Origin of the sequence: Shewanella sp. BJSY2023SW005, assembly GCF_047314585.1 — a bacterium.
Classification (GTDB): domain Bacteria; phylum Pseudomonadota; class Gammaproteobacteria; order Enterobacterales; family Shewanellaceae; genus Shewanella; species Shewanella algae.
Window position 1 is genome coordinate 30,566 of the sequence record NZ_JBKORJ010000037.1, and the last position, 18,883, is coordinate 49,448.

17 protein-coding genes are annotated in these 18,883 nt (G+C 54.9%); 8 read left to right on the forward strand and 9 right to left on the reverse strand.

Annotated elements, in window-relative coordinates; translation table 11 throughout:
* From leuC to leuA, 3 genes are read right to left on the reverse strand one after another with little or no spacing between them, the layout of a single operon-like run.
* Window positions 1-1,410 (reverse strand): 3-isopropylmalate dehydratase large subunit, encoded by a 1,410-nt coding sequence (gene leuC, locus ACMHXI_RS11330; RefSeq protein WP_413734952.1) that lies wholly within the window; start codon window positions 1,408-1,410, stop codon window positions 1-3.
* Window positions 1,410-2,504 carry a 3-isopropylmalate dehydrogenase gene (gene leuB / locus ACMHXI_RS11335; RefSeq protein ID WP_413734954.1) on the reverse strand — a complete coding sequence of 365 codons (1,095 nt, stop codon included), beginning with the start codon at window positions 2,502-2,504 and terminating at the stop codon, window positions 1,410-1,412. The genes leuC and leuB overlap by 1 nt, the downstream gene beginning before the upstream one ends.
* Window positions 2,501-4,069, reverse strand: a complete 1,569-nt coding sequence (leuA, locus tag ACMHXI_RS11340) for a 2-isopropylmalate synthase (RefSeq protein ID WP_413734956.1) — start codon at window positions 4,067-4,069, stop codon at window positions 2,501-2,503. The genes leuB and leuA overlap by 4 nt, the downstream gene beginning before the upstream one ends.
* 479 nt (window positions 4,070-4,548) lie before the next feature.
* Between leuA and ACMHXI_RS11345 the strand changes: the two genes are divergently transcribed.
* The gene (locus ACMHXI_RS11345; RefSeq protein ID WP_117200224.1) at window positions 4,549-6,312 is read left to right on the forward strand and encodes a diguanylate cyclase domain-containing protein; all 1,764 of its coding nucleotides are present in this window, start codon (window positions 4,549-4,551) and stop codon (window positions 6,310-6,312) included.
* Here the strand turns inward: ACMHXI_RS11345 and recQ are convergent.
* The gene (gene recQ / locus ACMHXI_RS11350; RefSeq protein ID WP_371872546.1) at window positions 6,294-8,081 is read right to left on the reverse strand and encodes a DNA helicase RecQ; all 1,788 of its coding nucleotides are present in this window, start codon (window positions 8,079-8,081) and stop codon (window positions 6,294-6,296) included. The two genes, ACMHXI_RS11345 and recQ, sit on opposite strands and share 19 nt — an antisense overlap.
* Window positions 8,082-8,285: 204 nt before the next feature.
* Here recQ and ACMHXI_RS11355 point away from each other — a divergent pair, with 204 nt between their 5' ends.
* Complete coding sequence (locus ACMHXI_RS11355; RefSeq protein ID WP_025888143.1) at window positions 8,286-8,750, forward strand: thioesterase family protein; 465 nt, start codon at window positions 8,286-8,288, stop codon at window positions 8,748-8,750.
* Window positions 8,751-8,856: 106 nt separating this feature from the next.
* The gene (rarD, locus tag ACMHXI_RS11360; RefSeq protein WP_025888142.1) at window positions 8,857-9,741 is read left to right on the forward strand and encodes an EamA family transporter RarD; all 885 of its coding nucleotides are present in this window, start codon (window positions 8,857-8,859) and stop codon (window positions 9,739-9,741) included.
* Between the two features lie 53 nt (window positions 9,742-9,794).
* Here rarD and ACMHXI_RS11365 read toward each other — a convergent pair whose 3' ends face one another.
* The 5 genes from ACMHXI_RS11365 to radC all read right to left on the reverse strand — a co-directional run bounded on the left by ACMHXI_RS11365 (window position 9,795) and on the right by radC (window position 13,455).
* Window positions 9,795-10,325: a PH domain-containing protein gene (locus ACMHXI_RS11365; RefSeq protein ID WP_208184395.1), complete on the reverse strand. Its 531-nt coding sequence runs from the start codon at window positions 10,323-10,325 to the stop codon at window positions 9,795-9,797.
* A gap of 115 nt (window positions 10,326-10,440) precedes the next feature.
* Entirely contained in the window at window positions 10,441-11,760 is a 1,320-nt protein-coding gene (argA, locus tag ACMHXI_RS11370) for an amino-acid N-acetyltransferase (protein WP_028781111.1), read from the reverse strand.
* Window positions 11,761-12,238: 478 nt separating this feature from the next.
* Window positions 12,239-12,412: a 50S ribosomal protein L33 gene (gene rpmG / locus ACMHXI_RS11375; protein ID WP_025010872.1), complete on the reverse strand. Its 174-nt coding sequence runs from the start codon at window positions 12,410-12,412 to the stop codon at window positions 12,239-12,241.
* Window positions 12,413-12,418: 6 nt separating this feature from the next.
* The gene (rpmB, locus tag ACMHXI_RS11380; RefSeq protein ID WP_028769274.1) at window positions 12,419-12,655 is read right to left on the reverse strand and encodes a 50S ribosomal protein L28; all 237 of its coding nucleotides are present in this window, start codon (window positions 12,653-12,655) and stop codon (window positions 12,419-12,421) included.
* A 122-nt stretch (window positions 12,656-12,777) separates the two neighbouring features.
* Window positions 12,778-13,455 carry a RadC family protein gene (radC, locus tag ACMHXI_RS11385; protein WP_093983855.1) on the reverse strand — a complete coding sequence of 226 codons (678 nt, stop codon included), beginning with the start codon at window positions 13,453-13,455 and terminating at the stop codon, window positions 12,778-12,780.
* Between the two features lie 128 nt (window positions 13,456-13,583).
* Here radC and coaBC point away from each other — a divergent pair, with 128 nt between their 5' ends.
* The 5 genes from coaBC to folE all read left to right on the forward strand — a co-directional run bounded on the left by coaBC (window position 13,584) and on the right by folE (window position 18,796).
* Window positions 13,584-14,780 carry a bifunctional phosphopantothenoylcysteine decarboxylase/phosphopantothenate--cysteine ligase CoaBC gene (gene coaBC / locus ACMHXI_RS11390; RefSeq protein ID WP_071237741.1) on the forward strand — a complete coding sequence of 399 codons (1,197 nt, stop codon included), beginning with the start codon at window positions 13,584-13,586 and terminating at the stop codon, window positions 14,778-14,780.
* A complete protein-coding gene (gene dut, locus ACMHXI_RS11395; protein ID WP_025888140.1) occupies window positions 14,777-15,235 on the forward strand; it encodes a dUTP diphosphatase in 459 nt (152 codons plus the stop codon). The genes coaBC and dut overlap by 4 nt, the downstream gene beginning before the upstream one ends.
* Window positions 15,236-15,259: 24 nt before the next feature.
* The gene (gene slmA / locus ACMHXI_RS11400) at window positions 15,260-15,853 is read left to right on the forward strand and encodes a nucleoid occlusion factor SlmA (RefSeq protein ID WP_025010868.1); all 594 of its coding nucleotides are present in this window, start codon (window positions 15,260-15,262) and stop codon (window positions 15,851-15,853) included.
* A 129-nt stretch (window positions 15,854-15,982) separates the two neighbouring features.
* A complete protein-coding gene (locus ACMHXI_RS11405; protein WP_144166122.1) occupies window positions 15,983-17,953 on the forward strand; it encodes an alpha/beta hydrolase family protein in 1,971 nt (656 codons plus the stop codon).
* Between the two features lie 192 nt (window positions 17,954-18,145).
* Window positions 18,146-18,796 carry a GTP cyclohydrolase I FolE gene (gene folE / locus ACMHXI_RS11410; RefSeq protein ID WP_025010867.1) on the forward strand — a complete coding sequence of 217 codons (651 nt, stop codon included), beginning with the start codon at window positions 18,146-18,148 and terminating at the stop codon, window positions 18,794-18,796.
* Window positions 18,797-18,883: the final 87 nt, after the last annotated feature.

Genomic DNA, 18,883 nt, shown 5'->3' on the forward strand with positions numbered 1-18,883 from the left:
TTATTTCTCCTGGCCAGCGTGGCGGATATCGACAAAGTGACCGGCAATGGCGGCAGCGGCTGCCATGGCAGGACTCACCAGATGGGTACGGCTGCCGCGTCCCTGCCGCCCCTCAAAGTTGCGGTTACTGGTTGAGGCGCAGCGATCGCCGCTTTCCAGGCGATCATCATTCATCGCCAGGCACATGGAGCAGCCCGGCAAGCGCCATTCAAACCCGGCCTCGACAAACAGTTTATCCAAGCCTTCGGCTTCGGCCTGAGCCTTTACTTGTCCCGAGCCAGGCACCACTATGGCGGTCACGCCGTCAGCCACCCGCCGACCACGGATCTGCGCCGCGGCGCTACGCAGATCTTCGATGCGCGAATTGGTGCATGAACCGATAAAGACCTTGTTAATGGCCACATCCGTCATCAGGGTGCCCGGCGTCAAACCTATGTAATTCAGCGCCTTTTCCATACTCCCGCGCACTGTGGCATCGGCCTCCTCGGCGGGGTTGGGCACAGGTTTATCTATGGCCACCACCTGGCCCGGATTCGTGCCCCAGGTCAGTTGCGGCGCGATTTCACTGCCTTCCAACTCCGCATAGGCATCGAAGATGGCATCTTCATCGGACTTGAGCGTCTTCCAGGCTGCCTGGGCGGCATCCCAATCGGGGCCCTTGGGCGCAAACTGACGTCCCTCAAGATAGGCGAACGTGGTTTCATCCGGCGCGACCATGCCGGCCTTGGCGCCCATCTCAATCGCCATGTTGCACAGCGTCATGCGCCCTTCCATCGACAGGGTGCGAATCGCGTCACCGCAAAACTCCACCACATAGCCGGTGCCGCCATCCATGCCTATCTTGCCGATAATCGCCAGTACCACATCCTTGGCGGTAATGCCCTCACCCAGTTGCCCCTTGACCTCGACTCTCATGGTCTTGGCTTTGAGTTGCCGCAGCGTTTGGGTGGCCAGCACATGCTCTACCTCTGAGGTGCCAATACCGAAGGCCAGCGCGCCAAAGGCACCGTGGGTAGCGGTATGGGAATCGCCACAGACAATAACCGTACCCGGCAGGGTAATGCCCAGCTCAGGCCCCATCACATGCACTATGCCCTGATTGGGGTGGTGAATGTCATAAAGACGCACGCCGAATTCGCGACAGTTCTGTGCCAGGGTTTCAACCTGAGTGCGCGCCATGGGGCTCAAGGCATCCAGACTGGCGCTCTTGGTCGAGGTGTTGTGATCCATGGTGGCAAAGGTCTTGTCCGGTGCCCGAAGTTGGCGCCCGGCCATCTTCAGGCCACTGAAGGCCTGGGGTGATGTCACTTCGTGCACCAGATGACGGTCGACGTAAATAATCGGCGCTTCTCCCGCCGGCGTCGCCACCAGGTGGGCATCCCACACTTTTTCATACAATGTCTTGCCCATTACACCCCCTCCCGAATCGCATTGGCGATATAGTCGCCCATCTCTGTCGTGGTCTTGGCATTATCCCGCTGCTCCGGCGCCAGCAACTCACAGGTAAAGAAGCCATCTGCCAGCGCCTTGCCAACGGCGCGCTCTATCGCTGCCGCCGCCTCTTCCTGCTGCAGGCTGTGGCGCAACATCAAGGCCGCCGACAAGATCTGCGCTACCGGGTTGGCAATCCCCTTGCCGGCAATATCCGGGGCACTGCCACCGGCCGGTTCATAGAGACCAAAACCACTGCTGTTGATGGAAGCCGATGACAACAGCCCCATTGAGCCGGTCAACATGGCGATTTCATCGGAAAGTATGTCGCCGAACAGGTTGGAGCACAGCATCACATCAAAATCCCAGGGACGACGCAGCAATTGCATGGTGGCGTTGTCGATATAGATATGTTCCAGTTCCACATCCGGATACTCGCTCGCGACCTGCTCGACCACTTCACGCCAAAGTACCGAGCAGGCCAGCACGTTGGCCTTGTCGACCGAAGTTACTTTGCCGCGGCGGCCGCGGGCGGCCTCGAAGGCGATATGGGCGATACGGCGGATCTCGGCGCGGCTGTATCTCATGGTGTCAAACGCCTCTTCGCTCTCGCCCTCCCCTTGACGCCCCTTGGGTTTGCCAAAGTAGATACCGCCGGTCAGTTCACGCACGCACAGCACATCAAACCCTTTGGCCGAGATATCGGCTCGCAGCGGCGACAGATGTTCCAGCCCCTGATGTAACTTGGCCGGTCTGAGGTTACTGAATAAGCCGAAATGGCCCCGCAGCGGCAACAGTGCGCCGCGCTCGGGCTGTTCATTGGGAGGCAGTCTTTCCCATTTGGGGCCGCCTACCGAGCCGAACAGAATCGCGTCAGCCGCTTCACAGCCGGCCAGGGTCGATACCGGCAACGGGCAGCCATGGTTATCTATCGCTATGCCGCCGACATCATATTCGGCGTACTCCATTGCCAGACCAAAGCGTTGCTCTACCGCCGTCAGCACCTTACGGGCCTGGGCCATGACTTCCGGACCTATACCATCGCCGGCCAATACCGCTATCTGATAACTCATACGCCACCCAACTCCTTTCTCTGTTGTATTTTCTGTTTATGATCCGCCACCTGGTCGGCGCGCTGAATAAGGTTCATCACATGCACCAGGGCCGCGGCCGAAGCCTCGACCACATCGGTAGCCAAGCCGACACCGTGGAAATTGCGCCCCTGATACTGAGCCGTGATATCCACCTGCCCCAGCGCATTTTGACCTTCGCCTTTGGCGCTCAACTTATAGCTGCAAATATCCACGCTCTGGCCGCTGGCGCGGGCTATCGCCTTATAGGAGGCATCCACAGGGCCATTACCGGTGGCGGCTTCGGTCACTACCTCACCGGCGGCTTCAATACGTACAGTAGCGGTGGCCATGCCCTCGGTAGAGTCGGATTGCACCACCAGCTGCTGCAACTGGAAGTAGTCGTCGGCCGCCGCCCGGCCCTCCATATACACCAAGGCTTCCAGGTCATAGTCGAACACCTGGCCCTTCTTGTCGGCCAGTTTCAGGAAGGCGTCGTACAGTTGATCCAGTGAATAATCCTGCTCTGAATAACCCATCTGCTCCATTCGATGCTTGATTACATGGCGGCCGGAGCGTGAGGTCATATTCAGGTGATTGCGATTCAGGCCTATGCTCTCAGGAGCCATGATTTCATAGGTGTTTTGCGCCTTTAACATGCCGTCTTGATGGATACCGGATGAATGGGTAAAGGCATTGGTGCCCACTATCGCCTTATTGGCCTGGATCGGCATATTGCATAACTGGCTCACCATGGAGGAGGTGCGGTGAATTTCCTGAGCCTTGATGCCTGTCTCCAGCCCCAGAATGTCCTTGCGGGTCGCCAGGATCATGGCAATCTCTTCCAGTGAACAGTTACCGGCCCGTTCACCTATGCCGTTGATTGTACACTCAATCTGCCGGGCCCCCTGTTGCACCGCCATGATGGAGTTGGCGACCGACAACCCCAAATCGTCATGGCAGTGCACAGAGATCACCGCCTGATCGATATTGGGCACCCGGTTGAACAGGGTTTGAATAATGCCGCCGAACTCGCTGGGAATGGTATAGCCCACTGTGTCCGGAATATTGATGGTGCGGGCCCCGGCTTCGATGGCCGCCTCGACCATGCGACACAGATTATCTATCGAAGTCCGGCCGGCATCTTCGCAGGAAAACTCCACATCATCGGTAAAGCGCCTGGCATACTTCACCGCCCCTACCGCCATCTCCAGCACCTGGTCGAAGGAGCGTTTCAGTTTGCTCTGCACATGGATATTTGAAGTTGAGATAAAGGTATGAATGCGGAACTGATCCGCGACCGACAAGGCCTGGGCCGCAGCGTCGATATCTTTCTCCAGTGCCCGCGACAGGGCGCAGACCCGGCTGTTTTTGATGGTACGTGCTATGGTCTGTACCGACTCAAAGTCGCCGGGAGAGGAAACCGGGAACCCCACCTCCATGATGTCGACCCCCAGGCGCTCGAGAGCCATGGCTATCTGCAGTTTTTCTTTCACTGTCAGGCTGGCAGCCAGCGCCTGCTCGCCGTCCCGTAAGGTGGTATCGAAAATAAACACTCTGTCAGACATCTGGATTCTCCATTCAGGGGTTTCGATTGATTTTTCCCGTGCCAGAAACAAAAAACCCCGCGGTTTCTGGCGCGGGGTTTTGAGTTCTGGCTTGCTAATCGACGTGCAAGTCTAGCTCCTCCGCGCAGGGACTGCGAGAGTAAGGAGGAGGAGAGACAGTTGCATTTGTGGGTTCATTTAGCCGTTCTATACCAGATAAAAATTCGTTAAAAGTGGGTTTATATTCTTCCCACCGGGTTCAAGAAGTTCAATAATTAACTGCCTCCTTGCTCGCTGTCAAGCCTATATTTCTCAGCATCAGTTGAAAATTTCGGCTTAAAGTGCTGATTTGCACCATTCAAGCCTTGGTGATCTAAAGCTAAATAGATGAATAAAATCTTGCCGATAGCATCATTTTTTGTGCCAAAAATGATAAAAAATAGTTATTATCCCAACACGGTTTCGCCCGGCAAAACTCACCTTCACTCAGCGGAGAAAAAATGGATTTTCGCCTCTTGGCACTGAGCTTGCTTCTGTGGTCATTTTCTTGTGTGCTTTGGGCCGCGGAGCGGTTGGACACACTGGCCAACACCCTCTATCAATATCCTACGCTGGCGCTGACCCAAATCAACGAGCTTGAGCGTCAGGCCTCAGAGTTGAGCCAGGCCCAAGTGCTGAGATTACAGTTATTTAAATGTGAAGCACTACTGCAATTAGGAGACAACGGCGCCGCCATCAATCTGGCCGAACTGGGAGAAGCCAGAGCCAAGCAGCTAAGGCTGGAACAGGCAGACAGTTATTTTCAAATTTGCCGCGCCGATGCCTATGCCAATTTCGACGATCTGAAGCAATCACTGCTGTTACTCGACGGCGCCATTGAGCAGGCCAAACGCCACAACCAACCCCAGGCTCTGGTCAACGCCCTGAGACTCAAGGGCCAGCTGGAAAACGACCTTGGCAACTATGGCACCGCCATTGAAGATCTGCGTCTGGCGCTGGACATCTACCCGGATATCAGCAGTCAGAATCCGCCTTGGCTATGGCCACCTCTGGCCTATGTTTACGGCGACATGGCCAGCCTGATGTATTCCACCGGCGACCTGCGCCAAGCGGCCTACTATCTCAAGTTGGCACTGGACACAGATGAAGCCAAAGGCAAGGTGCGCCATGTGCTGTTACTGATGGCCGCCAGAGTCGCGCTGGCGCAAGAGGATATGGCCCAAGCCGACAGCCTGCTGAAACAGTCCAAAATACTGCTGCCTGAGATAGGCTCACCGCTGGAGCTTGCCAACAGTTACAGCCAGATAGCCGTGATAGAACTCGCCAGGGGCAGAACCGAGATTGCCGATGAGTTAGTGGGTATTGCCCTGCAGACCTATGAAAAACAAGGCAAAGTAAACAACTATATGCGTGCGACCCGACTGTTGGCCAGGGTACGTCTCGCCCAGCGCAACGACGATGAAGGCATAAGGCTGCTGCTGCAGGCGGCGCAGCAGGCCGAGCAACTGCAACTGGCCGATGAAGTGGCTTATACCCAACAGCTTATCAGTGACTATTACGCCGAAAGAGCAGAGTTCAAACCGGCATACGAGGCGATGAAACTGGCGGCCCAGGCCGCGGCCGAGGCCCAAAAGCAGCTCAACAATACCCGCTTTATGCAATACAAGGCCAGGCTCAGCCAGCAGGAGCAGTTGCAGGTAGAAACCCAGCAGAACATTCGTCTTGCCAGTGCCAATCAGCGCTCCAAACTGAGCCAGGCCTACGGCACCATCTCTGTGCTGACACTCGCCATCATAGGTGCGCTGATCTGGTTGGTCAGTCGCCGTAACCGCTGGCAACAACCGAGTACCGTGGCACTGGAAAAACTGCCTGCGGCCCAGCAGCTGGATGCCATGCTCAGCAGTGCCAAGAAGGGCAACTACCCCTTGAGCCTGTTATTGCTGAGTACCAGCCATATACGTCAGGTGGATCTTTCCGCCCTGCAGCGGGCGCTGGAACAGAAACTCAGAGAGCAAGACAGACTGCTGCGCTACAGTATGGATGAGATAGTGATCCTGCTGCCCTACACCTCGGTCCAGGGCGCCTTGCAGGTCAGCGAGCAACTCAAGCCGATAGTGCAGAGCTGGCAAGTGGCTCATGCCGTGCGCATTGGAGTGGCCTCGCTGCAGCAGCCCGATAACCTGGATAGCCTGGTGAAGCGTGCCGGCGTCAACCAACTCAGTCAGCAGAAAGCCGCCGAGCAACATCAGTCACCGGCGAGATAAGCCTCTATCTCGTCGAGGAACTGATCGCCAAAGCGGGCCAACTTGCGCTCACCAACACCATTGACCGCCAACATCTCGCCCTGGCTGGTAGGCAAAATCGCCGCCATTTCCGCCAGGGTTGCATCGTTGAATACCAGATAGGGCGGTACGTCCTGCTCTTCGGCTATGCTGCGCCTTAACTGCTTGAGGCGGGCAAACAGCTTGCGATCGTAGTTGAGTGGCGCCTTGCTGCTGACGTTGCGCCTGCGGGTAACATGCAAGTCAATTCTGGGTTCGGCCAACATCAGTGCAACTTCGCCCCTGAGCACAGGCCTGGCGGCCGGATTCAGGCGAATACTCGATCCGCGGGTAATATCCTGGCTCGCCAGCCCCAAATGGATAAGCTGCCTGGTCACACTGAGCCAGTGTTCATGGCTCTTGTCTTTGCCGACACCCCAGGTGGATAACTTGTCGTGCCCCCGGTCGACCACGGCGGCCGATTTGGAGCCTCTGAGCACCTCAATCAGCTGGTTCATGCCAAACTTCTGCCCCAAGCGATATATGCAGGACAACACCTTCTGTGCATCCTCGGTGCCGTTGTAGCGTTTCGGCGGATCCAGGCAGATATCACAGTTGCCGCAAGGCTCCAGCGCCGGCTCATCGAAGTAGTGCAGCAACACCTGGCGGCGGCAGGTCTGAGCCTCGGCAAAGGCCGCCATGGTATTGAGTTTATGCAGTTCCACCTGTTGCTGCGGCCCGGGTTCACCCTGCTCAATCAGGTGGCGCACCCGGCCGATATCGGCGGGCTCGAACAGCATAAAGGCTTCGGCCTCGAGACCATCTCGCCCGGCGCGGCCGGTTTCCTGATAATAGGCCTCTATGCTCTTGGGCAGATCGTAATGCACCACAAAGCGCACGTTGGACTTGTTGATCCCCATGCCGAAGGCGACCGTGGCCACCACTATATCCAACTGTTCCTTGAGAAATCTGTCCTGAACACTGGCGCGCTCGTCGCCGCTCATACCGGCATGATAGCCTTCAGCGGCATAGCCCTGTAACCGCAGCCTTTCGGCTACTTCATCGACCCGGCGACGGCTGGAGCAATAAACAATCCCGGCGGCGCCGTTCTGCGCGGCAATAAACTGGCGCAATTGATTGGCGGCGTTAAGCTTTTCCGCCACTGTGTAGCGAATATTCGGCCTATCAAAGCTGGAAAGAAGCACATAGGGGGCGATATTGAGCCGCTGGCAGATATCATCCCGGGTCGCCTTATCGGCGGTGGCGGTCAGCGCCATTACAGGCACGCCGGGAAACAGCTGTTTCAGGCGGCCAAGCTGGGCATATTCGGGGCGAAAATCATGGCCCCACTGGCTGATACAGTGCGCCTCATCCACGGCAAACATCGACAGCTGCAGAGATTGCAGTCGCTCAATAAATTCATGTTGCAGCAAGCGCTCCGGCGAGACATACAGCAGGCGGATCTCCCCCTGATGCAACTGGCGCAGCACCTTGAGGCTCTGCTCCCTGGGCAGGGATGAGTTGAGATAAGCGGCATTGACCCCGGTCTGCAGCAGGCTGTCGACCTGATCTTTCATCAGGGAGATCAGCGGCGAAACCACCAGAGTCAGCCCTGGCATCAACAATGCGGGCAGTTGGTAACACAGACTCTTGCCGCCGCCGGTGGGCATGATCACCATGCAGTCTTCCCCGGCCATCACACGTTCAATCACCTGGCGCTGCCCTTCACGGAAAGTGCGGTAGCCAAATACCTGCTGCAAGGCTTGCTGCATAGGGTCTTGGGGATGATTGAGGCTCTCGGGAGCGATATTCAGCGGCTGATCCATGACTGTCTGTGTCCAAAGAAGAGGCCGCTATTCTAAATGAAGCCAACACCAGAGTGCCAGCCAAGAGGGGATTTTTCCGCCTGGACTAGGCAAACGGCCATATTAGCGTTAGATTGATTGCTCTAAAAAACAACAACAGCAGGAAGCCCTATGAGCCAGGACATTCAAGCCGAGGTACTCGCCAAGGTAGCAGAAGTATTTGATAAACATGTGCCTTTTCACAATCTTCTCGGCCTTGGGATCCGCCGATACGACGCCTCTGGTGTCGAAGTGGAGATCAAAATGAAGCCGGAGCTAATCGGCAACATACATCAAAAAATACTCCATGGCGGGGTTACCGCAACCGTGCTGGATGTGGTTGGCGGCCTAACGGCATTCTCCGGCTTAGTGATCAGTCGCGACAACTGGACAGTGGAGCAGTTGCAACAGCGACTGCAAACCCTGAGCACCATAGATCTCAGGATCGACTATCTGCGCCCCGGCTGGGGAGAAGTCTTCAGCGGCACAGGAACAGTGATCCGTGCCGGCAACAGGGTCTCTGTCTGTCGAATGGAGCTGCATAATGAAAAAGGCAGCCATATCGCTTTTGGTACAGGGACTTACATGGTCGGCTGAGTAGCTGTTTAAAACTCAAACACTGAATCTGTTGTCGATAACTTGAGCCGAGGGGCTTTGCCCCCTACAATCGCCCTTCTCTCCTTTTCGTCATTGTGTAGTACCTATGCCTGAAACCGAATACCGCAAGGGGGTCATTCTCGCCCTTTGCGCCTATATTTTTTGGGGCTTTGCGCCGCTGTACTTCAAGTTGTTGCATCATGTCTCGGCCCCCGAGATCTTGCTGCACCGCATCATCTGGTCCTTCGTCTTTATGGGGATCCTGATGCAGTTTATCGGTGGTTTCGGACAGCTCAGGCTGTTGCTCAAGCGCCCGAAACAGTTGGCGGTACTACTGCTGACTTCGATTCTTATCGCCGGCAACTGGCTGCTGTTTATCTGGGCGGTCAACAATGATCATATGCTGGATGCCAGTCTGGGCTACTTTATCAACCCGCTGTTCAATGTGTTGCTCGGCATGCTGTTTCTGGGGGAGCGGCTCGGGAGACTACAATGGGTGGCGGTAACGCTTGCCGCCGCCGGGGTGGTGATCCAGCTGGTTTCTTTCGGCTCGATTCCGCTGGTATCCCTGGGGCTCGCAGCCTCCTTCGGTTTCTACGCCCTGCTGCGCAAGAAGGTCAATGTCGACGCCAAGACTGGCCTTTTGGTCGAAACTGCAGTGTTAATGCCGGCAGCGCTGGGCTTTTTACTGCTGGGCACTGGTGAAGCCGGCGCCAATATGCTCAGCAACAGTTGGGATCTCAACCTGCTGCTGATGGCCGCCGGTATCATCACCACCATCCCCTTGCTGTGCTTTGCCGGTGCAGCAGTGCGGATCCCGCTGATCATGCTGGGCTTCTTCCAGTACATAGGCCCAAGCATCATGTTTATCATGGCAGTGACCCTGTTCGATGAACCCTTCGATATCGAAAAGAGTATTACCTTCGGCTTTATTTGGGCCGCCCTGGTGGTGTTTACTTTGGATATGCTGCGAAAACGCTCTCGCAGGTAACAAACACAACCGGGCCGGATGGAGTTTCCGGGCCGGTTGGCAATATTCAACGTTTATCCCGGCTGGTTCTGCCCCAGTCCCTCAAGCAAACTCTCCGCCTCGGGCATACTCAGCAGCAGGCTGTAACCAAGGTCGGTCGGCAGTAACAAGACGCTATCTTTTTCCGTCAGAACCACAAACGCTTTGCTGCCATCGTTGAGCCGATACCACCCCAGGGTGTAACCGGGCAGACCTATGCCCTGGGTACGCATGCCAAGCCTGGGGCCGCTGGCATCGCCGAGATTAATCACTTTCGCCTCTGAGACACGCAGATGCTCTGGAGCCAGGCTCTGGCCGTAGAATGGCACCTCGACCACCAGGCTTTGAGCCGTCAATTCCACCTTGGATGCCTGCGCCTGCCAAAATACCCACACAGATCCCGCCAGTGTTACCAACAGCAAACCCGAGGCGGCGCTCTTGGCCGTTGCCGGCATCTTCCGAATGCGGATCAGCAGCAAGATGGCCGCCAACATCAGTATCAAGGCGATAAAACTGCCACTGGCGATGCCGGTCAATGGCGCCAACTCGTAACTTCCACTGTTCATCTCTTGCTCCTTAATGGATAGGCATAAGTGGGCTTAGCTTAGGAGCTAAAGACATAATATGTCAACAAATGAAATATACCTGCTTACAAAAAGCCCCGCTGAGCGGGGCCGGTTTTTACAGGTCAAGCGCCAAAATTTTGGAGCGACGCTGGTAGTTATAGAGCTGCTTCTTCTTATTCGGCAAGGCATCGACCTCCACCAGCTCAAAGCCGTGTTCCAGGAACCAGTGAATGCTGCGGGTCGTCAGCGCAAACAGCCTGGAATAACCACGCACCTTGGCCTGGCCTATGATGTTCTGCAACAGCAGGCTACCGCGATCGGCGTCGCGATAGTCAGGATGCACCACCAGACAGGCAAACTCGCCGGCGTTGTCCTCTTCAAAGGGATAGAGCGCCGCGCAGCCTATCACCAGGCCATCACGCTCAATCAGCATAAACTGCTCTATTTCTATCTCCAGTTGCTCGCGGGAGCGACGCACCAGGATCCCCTGTTCTTCCAGCGGGCGGATCAGGTTGAGTATGCCGCCAATATCGGCAATGGACGCGCGCCGCAAGCGCTCGGCACTCTCTGTGACTATCTGGGTACCTATGCCCTCACGGGAGAAGAGTTCCTGCAACAGGGCACCATCTTCCAGATAGCTGACCAGATGGCAACGGGGCACACCGCTGCGACAGGCATCAATACTGGCCTTGAGAAATGCCATGGTGCCGACACAGCCTTCACCCTGGCCGGCCAGTTTATCGAGAATTTTTTGGGCATCGTTGGGCATCAGCTCGGCAATCACATCACCGTTGCGATCCAAAATACCATTCTGGGAGCTGAAGCCTATCATCTTGTCGGCCTTGAGCTTGATAGCCACCTGAGTCGCCACTTCTTCGGCGGTGAGGTTAAAGCTCTCGCCAGTGACCGAGGCCGCTATCGGCCCCATCAGGATGATGCAGTTGTTTTCCATCTGCCGTTTGAGTCCCTGAACATCGATACGGCGCACCTTGCCTGAGAGGCAATAGTCAATACCATTGTCGACCCCCAAAGGCTGGGCGATGACAAAGTTACCACTGACCACGTTGATCTGTGCGCCCTGCATCGGCGTGTTCGACAGGCTCATGGACAACCTGGCAGTAATATCAAACTGCAAAGAACCGGCTACCTGCTTAATGACCTTGAGAGTGGCTTCATCGGTGATCCGCACGCCTTGATGGTAGGCAGGCTCAATCTGATTGTTAGCCAAGGCTTCGTCTATCTGTGGCCGGGCGCCATAGACCAATACCACCTTGATCCCCAGGCTATGCAGCAGAGCAACATCATTGATGATGGAGCGAAACTTAGGCTGAGCCAACGCCTCGCCCCCCAACATCACAACAAATGTCTTGCCCCTGTGAGCATTGACATAGGGAGCAGAATGACGAAAACCATCAACCAATTCTGTGGTACGCACCTTGGGATTTACCTCACACTCGTTAAAGCCGACATAAAATGAATGCCACCCCCGTGGCACGGACAACATAATAATGCATTTAAATTCACTTAAAAAGAATTTATTTGCACAAATACTTATTTTAAATCTCTAACTATTCACATGAAGGGTAAGTCATATCCAGCATCTTCCCCCCTGAGACTCAAACCGAGTAAATATTCGCCGCTGCGGTTCAAGTGATTGCATAGAAAGGTATAGCAGGGATCTGTTTAGAAAGTATGAATCCACCTGAACCGCAGAAGGCCAGCAGCCGGATCCTTACGCGGAATAACTCAGGACTAAAGTGGATTGAAGGTGATAGAGGCAGCTTGGTGACAAAGGAGATAAGCTTAAGAGCAACGAGAGCCAAACCGGCTCGACTACGGCCGCGGCGGCTAAATTCAAATCAAAAAAAAGCCCCTACGAGAGGGGCTTTCCAAGAATTCAAATACCAAGTGGATTACTTGATTTTGGCTTCTTTGTAGATAACGTGCTGACGAACTACGGGATCAAACTTTTTGATCTCCATTTTCTCAGGCATGTTACGCTTGTTCTTGTCGGTAGTGTAGAAGTGACCAGTCTTGGCGCTTGAAACCAGCTTGATCTTCTCACGATTGCCTTTAGCTTTAGCCATTTTCTATTACACCTTCTCGCCACGGGCACGAAGTTCAGCAACAACGACTTCGATACCTTTCTTGTCGATAATGCGCATACCCTTGGTAGAAACGCGCAATTGTACGAAACGCTTTTCGTCTTCTAACCAGAAACGGTGGTTCTGCAGGTTAGGTAAAAAACGACGACGAGTTGCGTTTTTTGCGTGCGAACGGTTGTTACCAACCATTGGTCGCTTGCCAGTAACTTGGCATACTCTTGACATGTCAATCTTCTCCAAAAAACAATTTTAACGCTCGAGCATTAATGTACCTCGTATGGCCGTCGCCCGAGGCACAAAGAGGGCGCATGTTATACAGGATAACTGAGGAAAGATCAAGCGATGGATCAATCCATCCATCCGCGTTCTGCGAAGGAAACTATCTCGCAATCCCCTACAACCATATGATCCAGAAGTGAAACATCTATGGTTGCGAGCGCACATTTCAACCGCTCAGTAATTCGCCTGTCAGCCTGGCTGGGCTCAGCCACGCCGGACGGGTGATTATGGCAAACTATGACCGCCGCGGCCTGTTTTTCCAGCACTAGCCTAACCACCTCTCGTGGATAGACGGATGCAGAGTCCAGGGTGCCATGGAATAACTCCACGAATTGGATCACTCGGTGCTGGCTATCCAGCAACAGAATCGCAAACACCTCGGTGGCACGGTCTGCTAATTGTCTCATTAAATAGTCGCGAGTCAAATCAGGATTTGTCAAAACCGCCCCTCTTTGCAGCTTTTCCCGGGAAATTCGCCTCGAAAGTTCGGCAGCAGCCTGCAATTGGGTATATTTTACCGGCCCCATTCCCGGAATTCGGGCAACCTGATTCAGCGGTGCCACCAAGAGTTGCCGCAGTGAACCGAATGCCGCGAGCAAATCTCTGGCCAACTCGACCGCACTCTGCCCCGCCAGGCCGTTACGCAGTAATACTGCCAGTAACTCGGCATCACTCAGGCCCTTGGCTCCCTGCTGCAGCAACTTTTCCCTCGGTCCCTCGCCCGTTGGCCAGTCTCTGATCCCCATCCTTGGCTCCCATCCCTGTGCCCTATACTTTGTTTCAATTATGGTCGAGATTTTTGAAGCTGCATCCTGCCAAGTCGGGGGAGCTTTGTGATATCTTAGCCGCCAATTACCATCAGTTGATTGTCTCTATGAGCCTGAAGCATAAAAAAATCCTCTTGGGGATTGGCGGTGGCATTGCCGCCTACAAGAGTGCCGATCTGGTGCGGCGCCTGCAAGACAGAGGTGCCGAAGTCAGAGTCGTCATGAGCCAGAGCGCCATGGAATTCATTACCCCGCTGACCTTGCAGGCGTTATCCGGCCATCCTGTTGCCTCAGATCTGCTGGATCCTGCGGCCGAGGCAGCCATGGGGCATATCGAGTTGGCCCGCTGGGCCGATCTGGTTATCATTGCCCCCGCTACCGCCAACCTGTTGGCCCGCATTCGTGCCGGTATGGCCGATGAACTGATCACCACCACCTGCCTGGCAACGGCGGCTAAGGTGGTGCTCTGCCCGGCGATGAACCAACAGATGTACCAAAACGTAGCGACTCAGGAGAACCTCAAGGTGCTAGCCGAGCGCGGCTATGGTATCTGGGGCCCGGATAGCGGCAGCCAAGCCTGTGGTGAAGTCGGCCCGGGGCGTATGCTGGAACCCAATGATATCGCCAAGCGAGCCGCCGCTTGCTTTGAGCCACAGCTGTTGGCAGGCCAAAAGCTGCTGCTGACTGCAGGACCGACCCGCGAAGCGATAGATCCTGTGCGTTATATCTCCAACCACAGCTCAGGCAAGATGGGGTTTGCACTGGCCACCGCTGCGGCGCAGATGGGCGCCGAAGTGACTCTGGTCAGCGGCCCGGTTAATTTGGCGACCCCGGCAGGGGTGACCCGAGTCGATGTGCAATCGGCCAAAGAGATGCTCGATGCCGTGATGCACCGGGTGGAACAGCAGGATATTTTTATTGGCTGCGCTGCAGTGGCAGACTATCGTGTCGCCGATGTCGCCGAAGCCAAGATAAAAAAATCTTCCGAAACCATGGCATTGGCACTGGTGCGTAACCCGGATATTCTGGCCACGGTCGCCAGCCATCCTATCCGGCCCTTTACTGTGGGTTTTGCGGCAGAAACCCATGAGGTGGAGACCTATGCGCGTGACAAGCTCAAGCGCAAGAAACTCGATATGATTGCCGCCAACGATGTGTCTGTTCCGGGTCAGGGTTTCAACGCCGACCGGAATGCCCTGAAAGTATTTTCTGCAACAGGTTGTGATGAACTGCCGGCCACCGACAAGTTGAGCCTGGCCAAACAGTTGCTGATCCTGATAGCGAAGCATAAAAACAACTCATGAAAACACCCATAGAACTGAAAATTCTCGACTCGCGTATTGGCAGTGAATTTCCGCTGCCAAGCTATGCGACCCCAGGCAGTGCCGGCATGGATCTACGTGCCATGCTGGACACCAGCATCACCATAGCCCCGGGTGAAACTGTATTGATCCCGACCGGAATTGCGGTTCATGTGGCCGACCCTTCTCTGGCGGCGGTGATCCTGCCCCGCTCGGGTCTGGGCCACAAAAACGGCATAGTACTCGGCAACCTGGTCGGCCTTATCGACTCTGACTATCAGGGCCCGCTGATGGTTTCCTGCTGGAACCGCAGCCAGACACCTTTCACCCTGGAGATAGGTGACCGCTTGGCCCAATTGGTGTTTGTGCCCGTCGTTCAAGCCCAGTTCAAACTGGTGGATGAATTTGACACCTCGGACAGAGGCGAAGGTGGCTTCGGCCATTCAGGCACTCAATAATTCCTGCCACTGACAGAGCGAAACATGGCTGTAAAAGAAAAAATCAATCGTCGTGAACACATACTCCAATCCCTTGCCAGAATGCTGGAAACCAATCCGGGGCAAAGGATTACCACCGCCAAGCTGGCCTCGGAAGTTGGCGTGTCGGAAGCGGCGCTCTATCGCCACTTTCCCAGCAAGGCGCGGATGTTTGAAGGCCTGATTGAGTTTATTGAAGACTCTCTGCTGTCACGCATCAACCTCATCATGGATGAGGAGAAAGACACCATGAAACGCTGCCAACAGGCACTGCAGCTGTTATTGGTGTTTGCCGAGCGCAACCCAGGGATCTCCCGGGTACTGAGCGGTGATGCCCTGCTGGGCGAAAATGAGCGTCTCAGAGAAAGGATCAACCTGTTGTTTGCCAAGTTGGAAACCCATCTGAAGCAGATCCTGCGGGAAAAATCCCTGCGAGAAGGGCAAAAATTCGCCCTGGATGAAGCCATTCTGGCAAACCTGCTGTTGGCCGTGGCCGAAGGCCGTATTGCCCAGTTTGTTCGCAGTGAATTCAAGCTCAAGCCAACGGCTCACTTCGAGGAGCAGTGGCAGTTTATTCAAAGCCAGTTATTACAGAGCTGAGCCCCCTGTTTTCGGGATCAAGGACGGTAAAAACCGTCCTTTTTTTATGGATTTAGCCTTGTCCAAACCCAAGCATTTCATTAACATCAAACAAACATAAACCGCCAATAATAAATACAAGGATGTCAAATGAAGTTCCAACCTTTGTTGGCTAGCACGTTACTGCTGGCACCCACTCTCGCTTTGGCCCAGAGCAATCAAGCACCCACGCCGGCAGAAATTTTCAGCCAGGGTGCGCAATACACCAATGTCAAAATCTCCCCCTCAGGTGACTATCTCAGCGTGATCATGAATCACGAAGGAAAAGATAAGCTACTGATCCTCAATACTGAAGATCTCAGTGCCAAGCACATTGTTTATTTCCCGGGCAATGCCCAAGTGGGCAGTTATTCCTGGGTCAACGATGAACGTGTCGTGGTCGCCAAGGAATACCTCAAGGGCTGGGATGATCGCCCGCTCTACTATGGTGAGTTGATGGCGGTGAATGCCGATGGCTCCAAGGCCGCCTATCTGTTCGGTTACAATTCGGGCCAGCAGCAAACCGGTTCCCACCTGAAGAAAAACACCGCTATCCAGGCCACTGCCTATGTACTCGATCCCCTGCCGGATGATGACCGCTACATGTTGGTCAACGCCATCCCCTGGAACGGCGGTCGCAGCCTGGATTATGAACAGTTGCAGGATGTCTATCAGGTTGATGTCTACCGCGGCACCCGCAAGAAAATCACCCGCTCTCCCATAGGTATGGCCAGCTTCATGACAGATGATGACGGTGAAGTGCGCTTTGTTGCCGGTCAGGACAGAAGCAACAACACCCGTATTTTCTACCGTAACGACGGCGAATGGATTGACACAGACAAGCTGAACATAGGTTTGAAGGACTTTACCCCTATCTCCTTTACCGAAGATCCCAACAGTGTCTATGCCTCCGCCTCCCTGGCCGGTGAGCCCAAGGCCGTGTATCGGGTCAACCTGAAAACCGGTGAAAAGCAGCAGATAGTCAGTGATGCCAGAGTCGAGCCGGACAACTTCTGGATCAACGGCCAGAACAAACAGCTCTACGCGGTGGAATTTGCCAACGGTTACCCAACCTACGCCTTTGTTGACTCTGAAGATCAGCATGCCGTGTATCTCAAGCAACTGCTGGCCAGCCTGCCGGGGCACCAGGTACGCATCGTCAGCGAGACCCGTAACGCCGACAAGATGGTCATTCTGGCCTTCAACGACCGCAACCCGGGCGACTACTATCTGTTTGATACCAAAGCGGTCAAACTCAGACACCTGCTGCGCACCATGGGAAGCATAGATCCGGCCAAAATGGCCGAAGTGAAACCCATGGACATCAAGGTGCGTGACGGCATGACAATTCAGGCCTACCTGACCTTGCCACCCGGCAAAGATCCCAAACAGTTGCCTCTGGTGGTCAACCCGCACGGCGGCCCACACTATGTCAGGGATAGCTGGGGCTTTGATCCTCAAAACCAGATGCTGGCCAATCAGGGCATAGCCGTACTGCAGGTTAACTTCCGCGGTTCGGGTGGTTACGGCGAAGCCTTCCAGCAAGCGGGCTACCGCAAGTGGGGCAGTGAAATTCAGTACGACATCATAGACGCCACCCGCCATCTGATAGATCAAGGCATAGTGGACAAGCAGCGAATCTGTATCGTCGGCGGCAGCTTTGGCGGCTACAGCGCGCTGCAAAGCTCGGTCATGGAGCCGGATCTGTTCAAGTGCGCCATCGGCTTTGCCGGGGTGTACGACCTGGAAATGATGTTTAAAGAAGGTGACGTGCAGGAACGTGATTCGGGTACCAGCTACCTGCGAACTGTGCTTGGTCAGGATCAGGCCGTGCTGCGTGCCATGTCGCCCACTCGCAACGTCGACAAGCTCAAGGCCAATCTGCTGTTGGTACACGGCGGCAATGATGAGCGCGCTCCCATAGAGCAGTTTGAAGCCCTGGAAGATGCGCTCAAGAAGCGTAACTACCCCTACCAGAAAATCATCATGGATGATGAGGGCCACGGTTTCTACGATGAAAGCCACAGAGCCATCTATTATCAGAAAATGCTCAACTTCCTGAAGCAGAATCTGGGCGTTTAAGTTGAACAGCCGTAAACCAAGCCGCTCTCCAGGGAGCGGCTTTTTTCGTGCTATGGGGCTTTTCTGGTATGAATTTACAGCAAATAGCGGTATCCTCCGCTTCCCGCAGATAAATGTGAAAAGCGTCACAGCTTGCGCGGACAGTAACAAACGGAAGGCGCTGGCTTGGCGTCTATCCGCCGGAGGAAAACAATGGCATTGAGTGAAGCAGCTTTGATGGTTCAGACCGCGCTCCTGGAGCGAGGACTCGAGACCCCCATGGTACCCTGTGGCTTGTCGGCCGAGGAGCGCAAGGAAAAAATAGAGGCCCATATGAAGGCCATTTTGACCTTGATGTCGCTGGATTTGAGCGACGACAGCCTGATGGATACGCCGAAACGTATCGCCAAGATGTATGTCGACGAAATTTTCTCCGGCCTCGACTATGCCAACTTCCCCAAGATCACTGTTATCGACAACAAGATGGGCTTCGATGAAATGGTGCGGGTGCAGGACATCAGCCTCACCAGCACCTGTGAGCACCATCTGGTGACCATAGATGGCACGGCTACTGTGGCCTATCTGCCGCGGAAGAAGATCATCGGCCTGTCGAAGATCAACCGCATAGTGCGTTTCTTTGCCCAGCGGCCACAAGTACAGGAGCGCCTGACCCAGCAAGTACTGGTTGCGTTGCAGACCCTGCTGGAAACCAAAGATGTGGCGGTAAAAATGGATGCGGTGCATTACTGCGTTAAATCCCGCGGTGTGATGGATTCCACCAGCTCCACCACCACTACGGCTCTTGGCGGCGTATTCAAGTCCAACCCGGCCACTCGCGCCGAGTTTCTGCATCAGGCCAAATAGCCTCTCCGCCATAAAAAACGCTGCCAAGGCAGCGTTTTTTATGGACTGTACAGAAAGTTACTCAAGCTTCTGTAAGAGATGAGATTC